The organism is Streptococcus sp. FSL E2-3488, from assembly GCF_038003585.1.
Classification (GTDB): domain Bacteria; phylum Bacillota; class Bacilli; order Lactobacillales; family Streptococcaceae; genus Streptococcus; species Streptococcus thermophilus.
In genome coordinates this window covers 574,564-594,667 of record NZ_JBBOPL010000001.1, presented here as the reverse complement: position 1 = coordinate 594,667, position 20,104 = coordinate 574,564, and the positions used below count along the sequence as shown (strand labels likewise).

The 20,104-nt window shown below is 39.5% G+C and carries 8 protein-coding genes and 7 pseudogenes; 4 read left to right on the top strand and 11 right to left on the bottom strand.

Annotated features, from left to right (window positions below; translation table 11 throughout):
• Window positions 1–2 precede the first annotated feature (2 nt).
• The 5 genes from MHH90_RS03150 to MHH90_RS03130 all read right to left on the bottom strand — a co-directional run bounded on the left by MHH90_RS03150 (window position 3) and on the right by MHH90_RS03130 (window position 6,827).
• Window positions 3–1,907 (bottom strand): PTS sugar transporter subunit IIA, encoded by a 1,905-nt coding sequence (locus MHH90_RS03150; RefSeq protein WP_084828960.1) that lies wholly within the window; start codon window positions 1,905–1,907, stop codon window positions 3–5.
• A gap of 105 nt (window positions 1,908–2,012) precedes the next feature.
• On the bottom strand, window positions 2,013–3,059 hold the full coding sequence (locus MHH90_RS03145) for an aldose epimerase family protein (protein WP_084828961.1): 1,047 nt from the start codon (window positions 3,057–3,059) through the stop codon (window positions 2,013–2,015).
• A 68-nt stretch (window positions 3,060–3,127) separates the two neighbouring features.
• Entirely contained in the window at window positions 3,128–4,129 is a 1,002-nt protein-coding gene (galE, locus tag MHH90_RS03140) for a UDP-glucose 4-epimerase GalE (protein WP_084828962.1), read from the bottom strand.
• A gap of 30 nt (window positions 4,130–4,159) precedes the next feature.
• Window positions 4,160–5,641 (bottom strand): UDP-glucose--hexose-1-phosphate uridylyltransferase, encoded by a 1,482-nt coding sequence (galT, locus tag MHH90_RS03135; protein ID WP_340725773.1) that lies wholly within the window; start codon window positions 5,639–5,641, stop codon window positions 4,160–4,162.
• Between the two features lie 19 nt (window positions 5,642–5,660).
• A complete protein-coding gene (locus MHH90_RS03130; protein WP_084828964.1) occupies window positions 5,661–6,827 on the bottom strand; it encodes a galactokinase in 1,167 nt (388 codons plus the stop codon).
• 141 nt (window positions 6,828–6,968) lie between these two features.
• Between MHH90_RS03130 and MHH90_RS03125 the strand changes: the two are divergent.
• A pseudogene (locus MHH90_RS03125) lies at window positions 6,969–7,963 on the top strand (LacI family DNA-binding transcriptional regulator).
• 479 nt (window positions 7,964–8,442) lie between these two features.
• Here MHH90_RS03125 and MHH90_RS03120 read toward each other — a convergent pair.
• Together MHH90_RS03120 and MHH90_RS03115 are read right to left on the bottom strand one after the other, a co-directional pair.
• Window positions 8,443–8,997 (bottom strand): annotated as a pseudogene (locus tag MHH90_RS03120) (IS3 family transposase); the annotation flags it as partial.
• A 121-nt stretch (window positions 8,998–9,118) separates the two neighbouring features.
• Window positions 9,119–10,880: pseudogene (locus MHH90_RS03115) on the bottom strand (ZmpA/ZmpB/ZmpC family metallo-endopeptidase); the annotation flags it as partial.
• A gap of 228 nt (window positions 10,881–11,108) precedes the next feature.
• Here MHH90_RS03115 and MHH90_RS03110 point away from each other — a divergent pair.
• Window positions 11,109–11,360: pseudogene (locus MHH90_RS03110) on the top strand (ATP-binding cassette domain-containing protein); the annotation flags it as partial.
• Between the two features lie 54 nt (window positions 11,361–11,414).
• Here the strand turns inward: MHH90_RS03110 and MHH90_RS03105 are convergent.
• Together MHH90_RS03105 and MHH90_RS03100 are read right to left on the bottom strand one after the other, a co-directional pair.
• Window positions 11,415–12,008: pseudogene (locus MHH90_RS03105) on the bottom strand (ABC transporter ATP-binding protein); the annotation flags it as partial.
• Window positions 12,005–12,271, bottom strand: a pseudogene (locus tag MHH90_RS03100) (ABC transporter ATP-binding protein); the annotation flags it as partial. The pseudogenes MHH90_RS03100 and MHH90_RS03105, both read right to left, overlap by 4 nt.
• A gap of 690 nt (window positions 12,272–12,961) precedes the next feature.
• Here MHH90_RS03100 and gshAB point away from each other — a divergent pair.
• A complete protein-coding gene (gene gshAB / locus MHH90_RS03095; RefSeq protein ID WP_113870324.1) occupies window positions 12,962–15,226 on the top strand; it encodes a bifunctional glutamate--cysteine ligase GshA/glutathione synthetase GshB in 2,265 nt (754 codons plus the stop codon).
• Between the two features lie 101 nt (window positions 15,227–15,327).
• Window positions 15,328–16,412 (top strand): annotated as a pseudogene (locus tag MHH90_RS03090) (ISL3 family transposase); the annotation flags it as partial.
• A gap of 125 nt (window positions 16,413–16,537) precedes the next feature.
• On the opposite strand, the gene MHH90_RS03085 reads toward MHH90_RS03090, so the two are convergent.
• Entirely contained in the window at window positions 16,538–18,952 is a 2,415-nt protein-coding gene (locus tag MHH90_RS03085) for a DNA translocase FtsK (RefSeq protein WP_011681401.1), read from the bottom strand.
• 152 nt (window positions 18,953–19,104) lie between these two features.
• Window positions 19,105–20,103 (bottom strand): NAD(P)/FAD-dependent oxidoreductase, encoded by a 999-nt coding sequence (locus MHH90_RS03080; protein WP_011226284.1) that lies wholly within the window; start codon window positions 20,101–20,103, stop codon window positions 19,105–19,107.
• Window position 20,104 lies beyond the last annotated feature (1 nt).

The window sequence follows — 20,104 nt, the reverse complement described above, 5'->3', positions numbered from 1 at the left end:
AATTATTCTCCTTTTTTGAAGGTAATAACTTCAGACAAAGCTTCTACCTTTTCTCCAACTTTTTGTTCAAGATGGAAAGCACTGAATTTTTCTGAATTAGTTACAGTGACAAGTACTGTGTCATCAAGACCATTTTTCTCAATAATTGGTGACCAGAACTCAAGAAGTTTTTGTCCAACTTCAACACGATCACCTTGTTTTACGTAACTAATGAACCCTTCACCTTTAAGTTTAACTGTTCCAATACCAACGTGTACGAGAACAACGACACCATCATCACTTTCAATACCAATCGCATGACGAGTAGGTAGAATCTGACGAACTGTACCACTAATTGGGGCAAAAACCTTACCATCTGAAGGTTTGATTGCAAATCCTTTACCTAGGCTACCTGAAGCAAAGCGTTTATCACTAACGCTTGAAAGATCAACTAGTTTACCAGTTGTAGGGGCTACAAGAGATACGACGTTAGCTTTAACTTCATTTTCAGAAGTTGCTACGCTAAAGCGATTTTCCAATTCTTCAACAATTTCAGCGTGACGTGCTTCAGTCAAAGTGATTTTACGAGCAATAATGAAGGCACCGATAAGCATTGCTGCTGCTGGGAAACCAAACATGCTAAGCTTAAAAATAGACTGTTGATGTGTTGTAATTGTTGATGCTGAGGCACCTGTTGTCATACCGGCAGCTACGGCAATTGTAGAAACAAGCCAGTTTGACATCGCACCACCAAGTTTATCAACAAGTGGACGAACTGACAAAGTAAGTGATTCATCACGGTGTCCCAATTTCCATTGACCATATTCTACTGAGTCAGAGATAATCATAAGGATAACAAGGAACACAAGAGGTTGTGGAATGAAGAAGAGTTCAGCTGCAGTCAAGATCATTGGAAGTGAAGTACCTGCAATACTAAAGATTCCGATACCACCGAGCATTACTGCAATACATCCATAGAACAAACGTTTACGGTTGAATTTACCAGCAAGACTAGGGAACAGTGAAACTGAAACCAAACCAACAACTGTATTCAATCCGTAAAGGATTGAGTATTTCCCTGAATCACCAAGGATAAATGTGAAGTAATAAAGTTGAAGAGCATTAAGTGTATTAATACCAAGACCATAGAACCAATATCCGAGAGACAGCCACATCAATTGGTCGTTTTTACCAAGAACTTTAAAGACTTGTTTAAGGCTAGTTTTTTCATTGTTATCACGAAGTTTTGACTCAACTTCACGTGTACCAATACCAACAGCAATTGATGTAATCACACCAATGAGTGCAACGATAAATGCAAACCAGAACCATCCAGATTTATCTCCAGAGCCACTACTGTTCGTCATAGAGAAGAACAAAACGATTGGCATGATGGCAACACCTACAATATTGGCACCAATCGTAGAACCGATACGGGCAAAAGTTGCCATTTTTTCACGTTCGTGACTATCAAGAGACAAGGCAGGAAGCATTGACCAGAAACCGATATCTTTAATCGAGTAGAAGACATCCATTATAAGGTAGATAATTCCAAAAAGTACAAGGTACAAGAAAGGATTTGTTTTATTCAAACCACCTAAATCGGTGAAGAGAAGCAACAAGGTGATAGAACTGATGATACCACCACCAACTACCCATGGTTTGAATTTACCATACTTAGTGTTAGTGTTATCAATCATATTACCAATCAATGGATCGATAAATACTTCCAAGATACGCAAAATAGCGATAATGTTAGTAATTAATAGTACGTAGTGACTATTTTGCTTTGGATCACCTGTGTTAAACAAGTGAGTTGTCACAAACATGATAAAGTATGTTGACAACGTTGCATAGAAGACGTCGTTACCAAAAGCACCCGCTGCATAGGATAGACGAGACTTCATCTGAACGTTAGATTTTCTCATTATGAGAACCTCCTGTTATTTTTGAATACGCTTCCATTATACAAGTATTAGTTTGAATTGTCAATAGTTTTAGTAGTTTTTTACTAAACTTTTACTAATACATGATTATTTTGATGAATTAAAGTATTGGAAGCCAATTTCATAGTTTACACTATGACCTTTATCTAAGATAATATCTCCAAAACCTTTGTGATTAATGGCATCTGGAAGGGTTTGAGCTTCCATGGCTATAGCTTCTCGTCCTTTTGCAATTGTTCCTCGATCTCTTGCAAAGTAAATATTATCCTCTATAATATCCATAGTATAAATAACTAAACCATTTCTGTTTGAGAAGATTTCAATACCATCTCCGCTTTCTTTGTCATGCAAAATAGCTACTTCTTTGACATGATCACAAGTTCCCCCTCCAACTACAAAGGCATCATCAAAACCATTATTTGCTTCAATTCGAGGTAGCAAGTCAGTTGTCTTTCTAAAATCATAATTCGTTTCATCTACATTAATTTTTTGTCCTGTTGGAATTAACTCAGAATCCAACTCTAAACGATAGTCTGAATAGATTTGTAACTCATGACTTGATAAATCCTGTTTGTCGCTAAGATTAAAGTAAACATGGTTTGTCGGATTAAAAATTGTTGACTCTGTAACATCGAAGGCTTCAAAGAGTATTGTTAAGCGGTTATTATTGTCAAGTCTATAACTAATAGAGACTGTCACATCACCAGGAAAGCCATCTACACTTGAATAAAGTCTTCTAATAAATTTTGTCTCAACATATTCATCATTCAGGTTTGTGACATAGTTCCAATTTTGGACCTGCATTCCTTTTGGACCGCCATGTAAGCAGTTTTCTCCCTCATTCTTAGGAAGGCTATAAAGAACCATATTATGAGTATACGAAGCTTTCCCAATTCTTCCAGCAACCCTACCAATGGACTGGCAGGCACATAAATTATTCTTATAGTAATCCTCGAAATCACTGAAACCAAGTACTATATTTTTAAGAGCACCAGTTTCCGTTGGAACCAAAAACTCCTGAAGTGTAGCACCTGTTGTGAGTGTGGAAATGACAACACCATTATTGTTTTCCATTGAAATTTTACTGACATCGCCTGAATCAACTTTTCCAATAATTTCACAGCTTATTTTCATATTATTTCCTCAAAAAACAAAGAGTACAACAATTATATATACTCTTTGTTTTTTGTTTATTATTTTAATTATCCTCGATCATCGTACCCTTTGGGATGGCTAGAATGCCATGCCCAAGCACTTGCGATGATTTTTTCGATGTTATCAAATTGTGGTTTCCATCCAAGAACTGTACGTGCTTTTTCAGATGAAGCAATCAATATATCAGGATCACCAGGACGACGATCAGCTTTTTCAGCTGGAATCTCTTTACCAGTTACCTTACGAGCTGCTTCAAGAATTTGAAGGTTTGAGAAACCTGTTGATGAACCTAAGTTAAAGGCTGTAGATTCATTACCTTTACGAAGATATTCAACAGCAAGGAGGTGAGCGTCCGCCAAGTCGAATGGATGCACATAGTCACGAACGTTAGTCCCGTCTGGAGTATTGTAGTCATCCCCAAAGATCATGATTTTTTCACGAACACCTTGAGCTACTTGAAGAATAATCGGTAGAAAGTGAGTTTCTGGACCGTGGTCCTCACCAATCGAACCATCAGGTTTGGCACCAGCAACGTTGAAGTAACGAAGAGGGACATACTTGATGCCGTAAGCTTGGTCTGACCACCTCATAATGGTTTCCATCATCAACTTACTTTCACCATATGGGTTGATAGGATTTTGTGGTGTTGTTTCAAGAATTGGAATTTCTTCTGGAATTCCGTAAGTTGCTGCTGTTGATGAGAAGACAATGTATTTAACACCGCATTCGTTCATAACCTCAAGCAATTTAACCATTCCAGCTGTGTTGTTATCAAAATATTTGAGTGGTTTTTCCATTGATTCACCAACCAAAGAATAGGCCGCAAAGTGAATAACAGCATCAACATCAGGGTTTTCTTTGAAGACCTTTCTCATAAAATCCTGATCAGAAAGATCGCCTTGATAGAAAATAGCATCTGGATGTACGGCAGCACGGTGACCTGTTACCAAACTATCTACTACTACTACTTTTTCTTGACCTTTTTCAACTAAGCGATCAACCATGTGAGAACCGATATAACCAGCTCCACCTAATACTAAAATTGCCATTTCTTATCTCCTTTCTTCAGAAAAAAACAATTAATCAGCTAAATTTACAAAATCTACAAATGCTTTAAACTGATCCAAGCCTTCACTATTAGTCTTATAAACACCTGCATCTTCTAGTACACGAGCAAAGATATCTGCAACAGATTGTCGAACAACTTCTGTCACTTCCTCAGCCGTAATATTCGGATTTTGAGCTTTGAGTTCATCTGCCCATTTTTGGTGAATTGGAGCAACTTGGTTACCTTGACCTAATAGATAATCTTCAACATCTTTAAGTTCTGTTTTCAAACGAGGTGGAAGAATGGCCAATCCCATAACTTCAATCAAACCAATGTTTTCTTTCTTAATATGTTGAACATCTTTATGTGGGTGATAGATACCGTCTGGATGTTCTTCAGAAGTTTGATTGTCACGAAGAACCAAATCCAATTCAAATTTGTCGTCTTTTCTACGAGCAATTGGAGTAATGGTGTGGTGAGGTTGTCCATCAGATTCAGCCAAGACCCCAGCTTTTTCGTCTGAATAACCACGCCAGCAATTTAGGATTTTAGTTGCAAGAGCGATAAGTCTTTCCTTGTCTTCACTTCTTAGACGAAGAACAGACATAGGCCAATTAACGATGCCAGCCTCAACATAAGAGTAACCATCAAAGCTAACTTTTTCTTTAATGCCTGCTACTTCCATTGGAAAGGTATGGCGACCACCTTGATAGTGTTCATGTGTAAGAATTGAACCACCTACAATTGGAAGATCGGCATTTGAACCTGCGAAGTAACCAGGGAATGCTTCAACAATTGTTAGGAGACGGCCAAACGTCAATGGACTGATGTGCATTGGTTCGTGCTTCCCATAAAAGAAAATAGAATGTTCGTTAAAGTAAGCATAAGGCGAGTATTGGAAGCCCCACTCCTTGTCTTCTATTTGGAAACGAACAACACGGTGATTGCTGCGGGCTGGGTGATTAATGCGACCCAAATAACCTTCATTTTCCATACAAAGTTGGCATCTTGGATAATCAGAAGCTACCGCATTTTTAGCTGCAGCGATGGCTTTGGGATCTTTTTCAGGTTTTGAAAGGTTAATCGTAATTTCCAAGTCACCGTATTTAGTTGGTGCTTTATAAGCAATATTTTGTGCAATGGCTTTGACTTTCACATAATCATTTTGTTTACTTTGTGCATAAAAGTCAGCAATTGCTTGCTCTGGTTTAGATTTATAAGTACCCCAGAAGTTACGATTGACAACGCTCGGTCTTGGTGTAATTAAGTCCATGAGTTGAGCACCGATGATATCTTGTTCTTCGTCAAGTTCACCTACGGAACCAGCTTTAACACCTGCTTGAAGCAACTGGTCTTTAAGGTCAATCAATTCAGAGCTATCTGTTTCAACATCAGCAACTCCTTCTCCAACCAAAGTAAAAACTTTGTTTGTCAAATAGATACGGTCCAATTCCTCGTAATCACTATTTTCAATAACCTGAGTTACAAAAGTGTTTACTAAATTTTCAGCCATAATCTCTACTTCTTTCTCATTAATCAAGTACTCGTGAACCACCAGTTACTTCGGCAATATAGAAGATTGGTGCATAACCAACGACTTCTTCATAGCGTTGACCAACTGCTTTTTTGAAGTCTTCAACTTTGTCTTTGTTTACAAGTGCAATGGCACACCCACCGAAACCAGCTCCTGTCATGCGGGCTCCTAATACTCCTTCTTGTTCCCAAGCTGTGTGTGCCAAAGTATCAAGTTCAAGACCTGTAACTTCGTAATCATATTTCAAAGACACATGAGAAGCATTCATAAGGCGTCCAAAGCCTTCCAATTCTCCTGCTTCAAGAGCTTTACGAGCTTGAAGTGTACGTTGATTTTCAAGAACTGCATGGCGTGCACGTTTGATACGGTTTTCGTCTTTAATCAAATAGCTGTATGCGTCAAATGTCCAGAGGTCTAATTCACCGAGAGTTTGGATATCCAATTTTTCTTGTAGTTCAGATACTGCTGTTTCACATTCAGCACGACGTTCATTGTATTTAGAATCAGACAATTCACGACGTTTGTTAGTGTTCATGATGACTACGACATTATCCTTGAGGTCAAGGGGTACCAAGTCATACTTTAGAGTATTTGTGTCCAAGTAAATCGCACATTGATCAGCTCCCATACCAATAGCGAATTGGTCCATGATACCAGAGTTAACGCCAATAAAGTCATTTTCCGTTTGTTTTCCGATTTTAACCAAGTCCAGGCGTTCCAATTTAAGGTCATAAAGTTTTTCAACAATAACACCAATCAATAATTCCAAAGATGATGATGATGACAAGCCTGATCCGTTTGGAATGTTACCATAGATGTAAATATCCATACCTGAATCAATCGTATGCCCAGCTTCTTGCAAGAAATGAAGAACACCTTTTGGATAGTTTGTCCAGTTGTGTTCATTTTCAAAACGAAGATTTTCAAGTGGCACTTCGATGATTCCCTTCTCTTCAAAGTTAGCTGAGAAGAAACGTAAAACTTTGTCATCACGTTTGCGGGCCGCTCCGTAAGTACCTAGGGTAATAGCTACCGGAAGGACGTTACCTCCATTGTAGTCCGTATGCTCACCAATCAAATTAATACGACCTGGTGAAAAGAAAGTATGATCTGCTTCTACACCAAAAACTTCTTTAAACTTTTCTCTTAACTGTAACGTATTCATAGGCTGTATCTCACTTATTCTTTTTGTTTACACTGAAATTGTAATCCCTTTCACATGAAAAATCAATACTTTTACTATTTTTTTAGTAAAATATAGGTAAAAAAGAAAAGTTATGTTATACTGAAATATGCGGAGGATACTATGGCTACATTAACAGATATCGCAAACTTAGCAGGTGTATCTATTTCAACTGTTTCACGTGTTCTTAATAAAGATGAAACTCTTTCCGTAACAGAGGATACTAGACATCGGATATTAACTATCGCTGATGAAATCGGATATACTAAATACAAAACAATTAATAATTCAAAAAAAAAAAGTATCAAGTGGCAATTATTCAATGGGTTAGTGAAGAACACGAGTTAGATGACATCTACTATTATAATATTAGACTTGGTATTGAAAAAAGAGCCTATGAACTAGACTACGAGATGCTTCACTTTTTCAACGACATTCCTTCAAGTCTAGGAGAGGAGGTCGTTGGTGTACTCTGTATCGGAAAATTTAGTCGTGAACAAATTGCGAAACTAGAAAGACTAAAAAAGACTCTGGTCTTTGTTGATAGTGATACTCTTAATCAAGGACATCCATGTGTTACTACTGATTTTGAAAACTCCGTACAATCGGCACTCTGTTATCTTAAAGAACAAGGTTGTAATAATATAGGCCTACTCATTGGGCAAGAAAAAACAACAGATGCAACTGAAATCATCTCTGATCCTCGTTTACGTTCTTATCGGAACTACTGTATGGAAAAGGGAATCTATGACCCTCTTTTTATTCTGACTGGTGACTTCACTGTCCAATCTGGCTATGAACTTCTTGATTCTAAGATTAAGAGTGGAGCTACTTTACCTGATGCTTACTTTGCGGCTAGTGATAGTCTAGCTATTGGTGCACTCAGAGCACTTCAGGAAAATGGTATCAAGGTCCCTGACGACATTCAAATTATCTCTTTTAACGATACAACTCTAGCTAAACAAGTGTATCCTCCACTTTCTAGTGTCACTGTCTATACAGAAGAAATGGGACGAACAGCTATGGATATTCTCAATAAACAATTCTTAGCACCTCGAAAAATACCAACACTTACTAAACTAGGAACAAAATTAACATTAAGAAACAGTACAAAATAGGTAAATCATATCATCACTATTTTCTACGGTTTTGAGATCATAATTACAATATTCAGATAAATGATACCTTTTACTCCAATGTCTAGTTTTTTAGAGATAACGATTTGAACCATAAACCTGAATAGGAAAATAACATACATAAATTGATTTAAACTAGAGATTTTCATAGAATAACAAATACTAAGGAAATACTATACCTGATCAATCTCTTTTTAAAGCACTTTAAAAGACAGTACTAATTTAAACAACAATAATCTGTCTTACTTCATCAAGAGTGAGATGGATTATTTTTTCACCATTAAAAAGTTTGAAAAGCGGCTCAATTATCTACTCACCCCAAATAGATTGAATCCCATAGTCAAACTAAGGAAATTCTCTATTTTTGAACTAAAGTTCAGTGTAAAAAGCGTACGCAAAACCACCACCTTACTGTACTGACCCCCAAAAATTAGACAATTAATTTAAGTAAAGAATTTAGTTCAGTATTGCACAGGACTGAGTCCTTTTAGTTTTACCTTAATGCATTTGTTGTTGTAATAATTAATATAGTCTACAATAGCTTATTCCAATTGCTCAAGTACCTATAACGTCTTCTCATAACCATAAAATATCTCAGACTTAATAATTTCAAAGAAGGATTCCATCATGCCATTGTCTGGACGATTCCCCTTACTTGTCATGGACGGTTGGACTCCTTTCTCTTCTAAAAATCGATGATAATACTGATGTTGATATTGCCATCCCTGGTCACTATGGAGAAAGATTATAAGCAATAAGTTCACTATTGAAACCATTTAAAACGAGTGATGAATAGAGTTTTTGGCTGCTTGTTGGAGTGGCAAATCTGTATAGCGCTTTTCCATTGTTTTAGATGCTTCGAACTGGCGTTGAATGAGATTCTCTGCTTTCTTGCCAACCTCTCCTTGATATGAAGAATACTTGCGTCTACGACGAATTAGAGCGGTTAGACCAAGAACTCTCATCAGACGTTAGACCTTCTTATGGTTCACTACAAAACCACGATTCCTCAATTCATATATTTGAATTTTATCTTCATAACTCAATTTCATAATAAAAGCACCCCAAAAGTTAGATCTTCTCTGTCTAACTTTTTGGGGTGCAATTCATTTTCGCCAAAGGGAATTCTTTCATCTATTATTTGAAAATAGAACTTGTGAAACTATCTGTCTCTTGTAGGAGTTTCTTATAGACAGCTTCTTTGAGTTTCGTCGTATGACTTGTTGACACAGATTTATTCCCCTTATTATCTGTTTTAATAGTTGCAGCATCTTTTGCTACTACAGCTTTAAACAAGGCTAATAAATCATCATAAGAGCTTATTGTTGTACCGTCAATTGCAACTGTCGTCAAACCATGTGATGATTTGTCTTTCACTTCTTTGAAATAGGCCTTCTTGAAGTCTTCTAGTAAGTTGAACTGACCATCAGAAATCTTGCTAATGATAAAGTCGTCTCCAAGGGTGTCCTTACCAGCCGCTTTTGCTTCTTGTTTATACTTGTTAGTTGCATAACCTAGGAAGCCTTTTTCATAGCCATAGTAACCCCAGAGTCTGAAGGTGTTATGCTTGAAGGACATAGCTCCTGGAGATCCCTCACTGGTATTACCTCCATAAATAGCAGACATCATAGGGACATTGACATAGGCAGAAGAGAAATCATCTGGTTTATAGACACCATTCCCAGGACCACGATTGGTCATAAAGTTATTATCTACAAGGTCATCAATAGAAGTCAAGTTAATAGCCTTTTCACTATCACTTAGAGAACGAACCTGGTCGTATTGATTTTTACTGTTACCTCGTAACTGTTTATCTACCTTCTTGAAGCATGCGTTATTGAGGTCCTGATTTCCTTGATTGAGGACTGCTTCCCCTTCAAGTGAGTCAAGAAGCATGAGGGTGTCGTTGTAACCCTTCATGTAACGGTCGATGGCTTCACGTGAGTTCAACTTGTTTGGATTAGTGTTGTACCACTGATTACCGTCGTTTTCTCTTTCAAAGGCCATGTTCAGTCCTAAGGCACCGTATCCACCTTGATGCCCCTGAGTAGCTGGTGATTGAAGAAGACCTTGGGCATAAGCTTCAACGTCTGTTCCTTCACGACGACCATAATCTCCAAAGTAGGCAATACGGTCATTGAGGTGGGGAGTTTCATGCGTGAAGGCCGAAGCACCGTACTCACTAATCATGTTAGACATGACGTAAGTAACCTTGGCACGGATTATCATATGGATTGTCATAGATAGCAGCATAGGCACCAGCCATGGCTCCATTGTCTCCATAGTACTCACCAACTGGACCATAGATTTCACGAATTGGCGCATAGACTTCCGTACTGTTCTTGAATTGGCCGTAACGCTCTGGCCAACCATGACCCCAGACATAGAAACCTTCCCAGACAGGATTGACAATATCTTTGAACAACCTGTTTTTAACTTTGTCTCTAGCCAATCTATGCCAGAAATCAAGGTAGTTGATTTGACGTTGGGCAGCTAAATCAATCTCAGATTTCAGTTTTTCAAGAGTCGTATTGTACTTGTTATCTGTTCCATAAGACATGGTGTCATAGGTTGAAATCAAGAACATCTCTGTCTTATCAAGATTCAATAATGGTAGAATCATTTTTCTGTGTAGACCACGTGTTAAGTTATCTTAAGCACGATACTTGTGCTCGCCAACACCTTCATTTTGAGACGCCTTTTCTACAACGTAGACCTTATCCTTAGTGGCATCGATAAACCAATCATTCATATTGTCGATAGTCGTAAAAAGTTTTCGATTGTAGTTGAGGAAGTCGTTTAAATCCTCAGATTTAGTATATTTCGCTAGAACTTCACCGAAAGAATCATATGTTCTTGAGCCACTGATATTATTTTCCTTAGAGCCAATTTCAATTAATATGATGTAATTTTAACAATATCTGTTATACTATCTTTAGTTAAGTTTCTTCACTTATGGAGATAGAAGGTTTCAGATTTGAGAACAGAATAGAATCATTCGATACAGGCTAGATTAGTTTCTACTGAATATGCTTTTTTGACCATAACAAAACACTCCTGTTTCTAGTTTACCAGAATTCAACAAGAGTGTTTTCTTGTGTCTCATTTTATAGATGCAGTGCCTTCAATCGCTGGCCTATCTGGTGGCCAAAAAGGAAAACTACTCCTACTGCACATCGTCATAGAAAGCCCTCAACTCTTGATCTTAGATGAACCAACCAGAAATTTTTCACCCACCTCACAACCCCAAGTCCGACAGCTCTTCGAGAACTATCCAGGTGCACTTCTTACAGTATTACATGATGTCAACTACCTCAGACAAGTTTGTCAAAAGATATATCGCCTGGATGCACACGGTTTAGAAGAAGTTGAGATTTAAGAGATCAAATCTATCGTTTTTACAAGAGAAAACTCAAAAGAAACCTTTTACATATTAATCAATTTCAAGACCGCCAGTATAAAGTCGGTAGTAGGTACCACCTTGTTCCATAAGGGTATCATGGTCACCACGTTCAATGATACGCCCATGATCCATAACCAGGATAACGTCAGAATTAACGATGGTTGAAAGACGGTGGGCGATAACGAAGACCGTACGTCCTTCCATAAGCCGGTCCATCCCCTCTTGTACCAATTTTTCAGTACGAGAGTCAATCGAAGAAGTCGCTTCATCAAGGATGAGAACCGGTGCATTGGCAAGGGCAGCACGCGTAATGGCAATCAGCTGACGTTGTCCATCAGACAAGCCTGCGCCATCATCTGTAAGAACAGTGTCGTAACCATTGTCCAAATGTTGCACAAAAGAATCCACGTTAGCAATACGAGCAGCTTCAAGAATTTCCTCGCGAGTCGCATCCGCACGGCCGTAGGCAATATTTTCAGCGATAGTCCCTGTGAGGAGATGCGTATCTTGAAGTACGATACCAAGTGATCGACGAAGAGAATCTTTTTCAATCAGTTTCACATCGATGCCATCATAAGTAATCACACCAGATTGGATGTCGTAGAAACGATTAATCAAGGTAGATTCTTAGCAAATCCAGCAGAAGCAACAGCCGCATAGCGAGCCGACTGCATACCACAGAATAAGGATAGAAAGGCGCAAACCAACATGAGACCATCATAGAACCAAATGTTAGACATGTTGGATTGTTGGACACCTTTGTCCAAAAGATTAGCCATGACAAAGGGAATGGAAATCTCAAACATGACTTCTAGCGCCATAAAGAGGGACGATAGAAATGAGGGTTTCTTGTATTCCTTTATCTGGGCGATAAGAGTTTGAAACATAATTATCTCCGTTTTATTTGTTTTTCTTTTATTTTTTGATATTTTTCTTAAGTGGCTTCGGACGCTAGCAGCTTCCTTCGGAATCTCATAGCTAAGTTTTGATCCTCAGTCTCAAAACTTCCGTGTTATAGAAGTCTTTTGACTTCTATAACTACTACCACGGTGAAAAATATCGCCTACTCTGTGCAGAGCGTGTTTCATTCAGTGATAGATAAAGCGAGTTCTCCAAGTCATCACAGTGAAAGTATCGCTGGGCGAACAGGGTGACTTGTGAGATTATTACTTTGTTCTCAACAAGACCTAGACTATTGGTTAACTACTGCCACTATGAAAAAAATTGTCTGCTCTATTCAAAGGAAACATTTAAAATATCCAGCTAAATGCTCATATTTTATCTATAAAAGAACGGTTATACCCTTTTGAAGGCATACAAAAGCCCCTGAGGGCATATCCTAGGGATTCTTTCGTTCTCATATATACTTCACAAGTATAGGCTAATTTGATTTAAATTGCAAGTAAAATTTTATGTAACTGAGAATTGTTCTAATTTCTCATTTTTTGATTGAAATCTGTTCATTTTTCACAAACTCATTCAAAATATTCGGAAATTCCTCTTAACCGTAGCAGAAATTTGTTTTCTGTTCCTATTTATAATAGACTATCACTAACATTAGATGAAAAGGTGATTCTATGACATTAAACCAACTTCTTCAAAAACTGGAAGCTACCAGCCCTATTCTCCAAGCTAATTTTGGAATCGAGCGCGAGAGTCTACGTGTCGATAGGCAAGGACAACTGGTGCATACACCTCACCCATCCTGTCTAGGAGCTCGTAGTTTCCACCCCTATATTCAGACTGATTTTTGCGAGTTTCAGATGGAACTCATCACACCAGTTGCCAAATCTACTACTGAGGCTCGCCGATTTCTGGGAGCTATCACTGATGTAGCTGGCCGCTCTATTGCTACAGACGAGGTTCTCTGGCCTTTGTCCATGCCACCTCGTCTAAAGGCAGAGGAGATTCAAGTTGCTCAACTGGAAAATGACTTCGAACGCTATTATCGTAACTATTTGGCTGAAAAATACGGAACTAAACTACAAGCTATCTCAGGTATCCACTATAATATGGAACTGGGTAAAGATTTAGTTGAGGCCTTGTTCCAAGAAAGTGATCAGACCGATATGATTGCCTTCAAAAACGCCCTCTATCTTAAGCTAGCTCAGAACTACTTGCGCTACCGTTGGGTGATTACCTATCTCTTTGGGGCCTCACCCATCGCCGAACAAGGTTTCTTTGACCAGGAAGTTCCAGAACCTGTGCGTTCCTTCCGTAACAGTGACCACGGCTATGTCAATAAGGAAGAGATTCAAGTATCCTTTGTAAGTCTAGAAGATTATGTCTCAGCCATTGAAACCTATATCGAACAAGGAGATTTGATTGCAGAGAAAGAATTTTACTCAGCTGTTCGTTTCCGTGGACAAAAGGTTAATCGTTCCTTCCTTGACAAGGGAATCACCTACCTAGAGTTCCGTAATTTCGACCTTAACCCTTTTGAGCGTATCGGTATTAGTCAGACTACTATGGACACTGTGCACTTACTCATTTTAGCCTTCCTTTGGCTTGATAGCCCTGAAAATGTCAACCAAGCTCTTGCACAAGGCCACGCGCTAAATGAGAAAATTGCCCTCTCTCATCCTCTAGAACCTCTACCTTCGGAGGCTAAAACTCAGGACATTGTAACTGCCCTAGACCAACTGGTGCAACACTTTGGACTTGGTGACTATCATCAAGATCTGGTTAAGCAAGTTAAGGCAGCCTTTGCGGATCCAAATCAAACGCTCTCTGCCCAGCTCTTACCCTATATCAAAGACAAATCTCTAGCCGAATTTGCTTTAAACAAGGCTCTTGCCTATCATGATTACGACTGGACTGCCCACTATGCTCTCAAGGGCTATGAAGAGATGGAACTCTCCACCCAGATGTTGCTCTTTGATGCCATCCAAAAGGGAATTCACTTTGAAATATTGGATGAGCAAGATCAATTCCTAAAACTTTGGCACCAAGACCATGTTGAATACGTCAAAAACGGTAACATGACCTCAAAAGACAACTACGTGGTTCCCCTTGCTATGGCTAATAAGACCGTAACCAAGAAGATTCTAGCAGATGCTGGCTTTTCAGTTCCTTCAGGAGACGAATTTACCAGTCTTGAGGAAGGACTTGCCTACTACCCTCTTATCAAGGATAAGCAAATTGTTGTCAAACCCAAGTCAACTAACTTTGGTCTGGGAATTTCCATTTTCCAAGAACCTGCCAGTCTTGACAACTATCAAAAAGCCCTTGAAATTGCTTTCGCAGAAGATACCTCTGTCCTTGTTGAAGAATTTATTCCAGGAACCGAATACCGTTTCTTCATCTTGGATGGGCGTTGTGAGGCTGTGCTTCTGCGTGTTGCTGCCAATGTTATTGGTGATGGCAAACACACCATTCGTGAACTAGTCGCTCAGAAAAATGCTAATCCATTGCGTGGCCGTGATCACCGGTCACCTCTGGAAATCATTGAGCTAGGAGACATCGAACAACTAATGTTAGCTCAACAGGGTTATACACCTGATGATATTCTCCCAGAAGGAAAAAAGGTCAATCTGCGTCGTAATTCCAACATCTCTACAGGTGGTGACTCTATTGATGTCACTGAGACCATGGATTCCTCTTACCAAGAATTAGCCGCAGCCATGGCAACTAGCATGGGCGCCTGGGCTTGCGGGGTTGATCTGATAATTCCAGATGAAACTCAAATTGCCACCAAGGAAAATCCTCATTGCACCTGCATTGAGCTCAACTTTAACCCTTCGATGTATATGCACACCTACTGTGCTGAGGGTCCTGGCCAAGCTATCACTACTAAAATCCTAGATAAACTTTTTCCAGAAATAGTGGCTGGTCAAACTTAATAGCTGTAACTTTAGGAACCTAAAGGCACCTTTATCATGGCTCTATAATTTCTGTAGTGGGTAAAACCACTGTAGAGAGTATAGAGCTTTTTTAATGTAGACAATATGACTTTCAAAAACCTTCTAAAAACCCTCTTCTCGAACAAGCGGGAATGCCGACACTACTACGTCTTAAAAAGCGTCGCTTCCAGTGTAAAAATTGTAGGAGAATCACGGTGGCTAAGACATCAATCGTTGAGAAAAACTGCCAAATCTCAAATCTAGTCCGTCAAAAGGTCTCACAACTCCTAACTGAGAAGATGTCACTAACGGATATTGCCAGAAGACTTCGTGTGTCGACATCCACTGTCTATCGTAAGCTTGATCAGTTTTCTTTCAAGGAACATTTTGATAAACTCCCAAGGGTTATGTCCTGGGATGAGTTTGGTTTCAAGAAAGGTGAACTCGCTTTTGTTGAAACCAAACTCATAACTATCCTTGATAATCACCGTCAAACTACTATACGAAACTACTTTTTGAAGTATCCATTGAAAATCCGACAAAAGGTAAGGTTTATCACGATGGACATGTCAGGATCTTATATGCTACTAGTTCGAAGATTTTTTCTAAATGTCCAAATTATTATTGATTGTTTCCACATCATCCAGCACCTTGGACGTGCCTTTTTAAAGACAAGAATTGCCATTATGAACCAGTTTAATAAGAATTCACTACCTTATTGAGATTTAAAAAATCACTGGCGACTTTTTCAAAAGGACAGTCGTAAGCTATCTCTCAACTCCTTCTATTCAAAGACCTTCAGACAAACTTTGGTACCACATGAAATCATTGAGAAGACATTGGTCCTTTCAGAAGAGATCGCTAATGCCTACAAACTTTATCAGCTTTTACTTTTTCACTATCAGAAAAAAAAGAGTAGATGAGTTTTTTGAGCTCATTCAAGAAAACTTAAACGTCGTCAATCATTACTTTCAAACTGTCTTTAGGACTTTTCTTAGACACAAACAATACACATCAAGAATGCACTAGAAACAGACTATTTAAACGCAAAACTCGAAGCGACTAACAAGTTGATTAAAGACATCAAACGGTTGGGCTTTGGTTTTAGAAACTTCATCAACTTTAAGAAACGTGTCTTCATCACTCTGAACATACAAAAAGAGAAAACCTATCCGGTCCTCTCTAGATGTTAGCTTTTCGTAACCCACTACAGTTGACAAGGAGCCGAAAATTTGCGCCGAAACAGTTACTCTCACATCCTTTTATTATATTTAAAACATGTGTAAATGGTGGGTAGTACTTTTTCCATCATCACTCTTGAGTCATCAAAACCTTACGTGGCTTAGTGCCTTCAGCAGGTCCAATCACTCCGGCTTCTTCTAGTTCTTCCATCAAGCGAGTAGCACGGTTAAATCCGACCGACAGACGACGCTGAAGCATAGAAGCGCTAGCTTTTTGTGTTTCCAATACCAATGCTTTCGCTTCTTCGAAGAGAGGATCTCCTTCCAAGCTACCACTATTAGTGGATGAACCACTACCAAAATCATTCTCTGAAACTTCACCAGGATCAAAGCTCTCGTCATAGTTAGCTGAAGCCTGCCCCTTAATAAAGGTCACAATACGTTCCACGTCATCATCTGAAATGAAGGACCCTTGCAAACGAACAGGATGATTCTCATCAATCGGTTTGAAAAGCATATCCCCGCGTCCAAGTAGTTTTTCTGCCCCATTTTCATCTAAAATGGTACGACTATCTGTTCCAGAAGACACAGCAAAGGCCACGCGAGATGGCACATTGGCCTTAATCAAGCCAGAGATAACATCAACTGATGGACGTTGGGTTGCAAGAATCATGTGAATTCCAGCCGCGCGTGCCTTTTGTCCCAGACGGATGATGGCATCTTCCACTTCCTTACTGGCCACCATCATCAAATCAGCCAACTCATCAACGATAACCACAATCAAAGGCAAGGGAATCTGTTTCTCTTGCGACTTGGCATTCCAGTCCTCAACCTTGGAATTATAGCCTGCGATGTTACGCACGCCAAACTTACTAAAGAGTTCGTAACGATTTTCCATCTCATCAACTACTTTTTGAAGAGCCTTGGCGGCCTTACGTGGATTGGTCACCACAGGAATAAGGAGATGAGGAATATCGTTGTAAACAGAAAGTTCAACCATCTTAGGGTCGACCATGAGGAACTTAACCTGGTCTGGGCGAGCCTTCATCAGAATACTAGAGATGATTCCATTAACCGCAACAGATTTACCAGAACCAGTTGATCCAGCCACTAACAAGTGAGGCATACGACCTAGGTCAAAGCTACGAGCCGAACCATCAACCGCCTTACCAAGAGGAACTTCCAAGAGCTTATTAGGATCCGTCTTAGACTGTTCCCAAAGTTCACGGAAAGAAACTGTTGCTATCTCGGAATTAGGTACTTCGATACCAACCAAAGATTTTCCAGGTATGGGTGCCTCAATACGGACATCTTTTGCAGCAAGAGCCAGAGCCAAGTCATCCGATAAATTAGAGATACGATTGACTCGGACCCCAACAGCAGGCTTGACCTCATACTTGGTTACAGACGGTCCAATCTCAGCCCGCTCAACCTTGACATCAATGTTGAAACTTTTGAAGGTATCTTCTAAGATTCGGATATTCTTACGAACGATATTTTTCTCTTTAGACTGACTCTTTGGTTTATCAGGTGCAAAGAGATCTATATCAGGAAGTTTATACTGTAGGAGTTCCTTCGGTGTAAAATCAACCTCAACAGGAGCATCATCTCCCTTAACCACCATAGATGGTGGGAATTCTTCGGTTAGCAATTCCTCCGGATAGGGAACATAACTATCTTGGAAATCCTCACGATCCCCTGGAGGCGGATTATCATAGTAATCCTCAGAGGCATAATCACTGATTTCAGGTTCAGGTTCAAAAATCTCGGCTTCTTGTGGTAACTCTTCTGAAGCATCATCCAAGATTTCACCCGTTTCCTCGTCGACAATCAAATCGGCCAGACGCTCTTTCTCGGCACGTTCTTGCGCTTCACGCTCTTTCTGAGCCTGACGTTCCGCCTTCTTCTCCAGACGTTTGACCGTTCGTTCCAAATGCTTCTCGGCACCTCTCTGCCAGATGCCTTTTGCATAATCCATGATATCTAAAACATCCCAAGGACTAAAAATGAAAGCACCCAATAGAATAATCAAGCCCCCAATCATGAAGCTACCAATATTTGAAAAGAGGAAAGAAATAGGCTTGTACAAGAGTGCACCCAACATACCACCACCCGCAAAACGAGCCACCTGAACACTCACCAAATCTCCAAAAAGCAAATCCTTAGTCCCCAGAAAAATATCCAGCCCATCCATGCGTTCTATACTAAAGAGATAGGCGTGAAACTCGAGTAGAAGACCTGCAAAGACCATCCAAAATCCAGTCACGTAGTTACTATGTTTCCGTAACCATTTAAAACCAAAGAGATAGATATAGATGGCAAAAATCAAGGGATAAGCCATACTCCCCACGAACACTCGAAAGAGATTATATAGTGTAATCCCAAAGAAACCCAATCGAAAAACTGGGAAAATTAAGACAAAGGCAAAAAAGAAGGTCCATAGCATTCGCTTAATCGCCTTCTGTCTGTCTAATTCTGCTTTTGTGAGACGCTTCTTACCACTCTTAGAAGCCGCCCCTTTTTTCATTTTTTTCGTTGTAGCCATAAATGTATTATACCATGTTTTTAGACACGAAAAAAGAGAGACGAGTCTCTCTTAAGATTGAAGACAAGGTCATCTTTTGAGACTTTCCTAAGGTAATAGTAGAAAATCTCCCTGTTCGCCCACTTCGAGTGACTTATCTCTTCTTTTTTTAATTATTCTTCAATTAATGATGTTGAGTGAACCGGACGATTCTTACCGTCTGGTTCAATATATTGAATAGCTTGGTTGATAGCAATAGGAGCTTCACCCATACCAACCGCAATCAAATCAATCTTACCGTCATATTCTGCCGCACCACCAATAGCATAGACACCTTCTTGTGAAGTTTCAAACTGAGCATTAACAGTAATACTAGAACGTTTGTAGTCGACATTCCAGTTACGAAGATTCTTGTTATTAGTAGAGAAACCAAAGCTAACAATGAGGGCATCGATTGGCAATTCTACAACTTCATCCGACTTAACTCTCTGAACAGTCAAGCTTTGAGCATGACCATTTTCACCCTTAATTTCGAGAGGGACATAAGGTGTCATCACATTAACTGATGATTGATAAAGAAGCTCCACACTATGCTCATGGGCACGAAAGGCATCACGACGGTGAATCAAGGTCACACTCTCAGCAACACCATCCAAGTGATTGGCCCAGTCAACAGCTGAATCACCGCCACCAGCAATCACAACCTTCTTGCCAGCAAATTGGTCCAGACTATGCACATTATATAACAAGTTATTGTTCGCAAAATCTTCTTCATTGTCCACACCTAAAGGACGTGGAGCAAAAGCACCATTTCCACAAGCAATGACGATAGCCTTGGACAAGTGTTGACCCTTGCTAGTAGCGATTGTGAAGATACCATCTGTTTTTTTAAAAGTTTGAACTTCCTCTTTTAAGTGAATGCTGACACGATCTTCAAAACGCTTAAGCTGGATCAAGAGATTTTCTATCAATTCGGCACCTGTCGTCTGAGGAAAGGCTGGGATATCATAGATTTTCTTTTCTGGGTAGAGAATGGCAGGCTGACCACCAAGCTCTGACAAACTCTCGATAATATTCACAGTCATACCACGTAGGCCGGCATAAAAGGCGGCCCAAAGGCCGACTGGACCACCACCGATAATAGTAATATCGTATATCTTTTCTTCTGCCATT

What these genes read in the sequence shown, in the direction of transcription:
- MHH90_RS03145 (WP_084828961.1), bottom strand. Translation starts at nt 3,059, where the DNA reads ATGAAAATAAGCTGTGAAATTATTGGAAAAGTTGATTCAGGCGATGTC.
- gshAB (WP_113870324.1), top strand. Translation starts at nt 12,962, where the DNA reads ATGACATTAAACCAACTTCTTCAAAAACTGGAAGCTACCAGCCCTATT.
- galT (WP_340725773.1), bottom strand. Translation starts at nt 5,641, where the DNA reads ATGGCTGAAAATTTAGTAAACACTTTTGTAACTCAGGTTATTGAAAAT.
- MHH90_RS03085 (WP_011681401.1), bottom strand. Translation starts at nt 18,952, where the DNA reads ATGGCTACAACGAAAAAAATGAAAAAAGGGGCGGCTTCTAAGAGTGGT.
- MHH90_RS03080 (WP_011226284.1), bottom strand. Translation starts at nt 20,103, where the DNA reads ATGGCAGAAGAAAAGATATACGATATTACTATTATCGGTGGTGGTCCA.
- MHH90_RS03130 (WP_084828964.1), bottom strand. Translation starts at nt 6,827, where the DNA reads ATGAATACGTTACAGTTAAGAGAAAAGTTTAAAGAAGTTTTTGGTGTA.
- MHH90_RS03150 (WP_084828960.1), bottom strand. Translation starts at nt 1,907, where the DNA reads ATGAGAAAATCTAACGTTCAGATGAAGTCTCGTCTATCCTATGCAGCG.
- galE (WP_084828962.1), bottom strand. Translation starts at nt 4,129, where the DNA reads ATGGCAATTTTAGTATTAGGTGGAGCTGGTTATATCGGTTCTCACATG.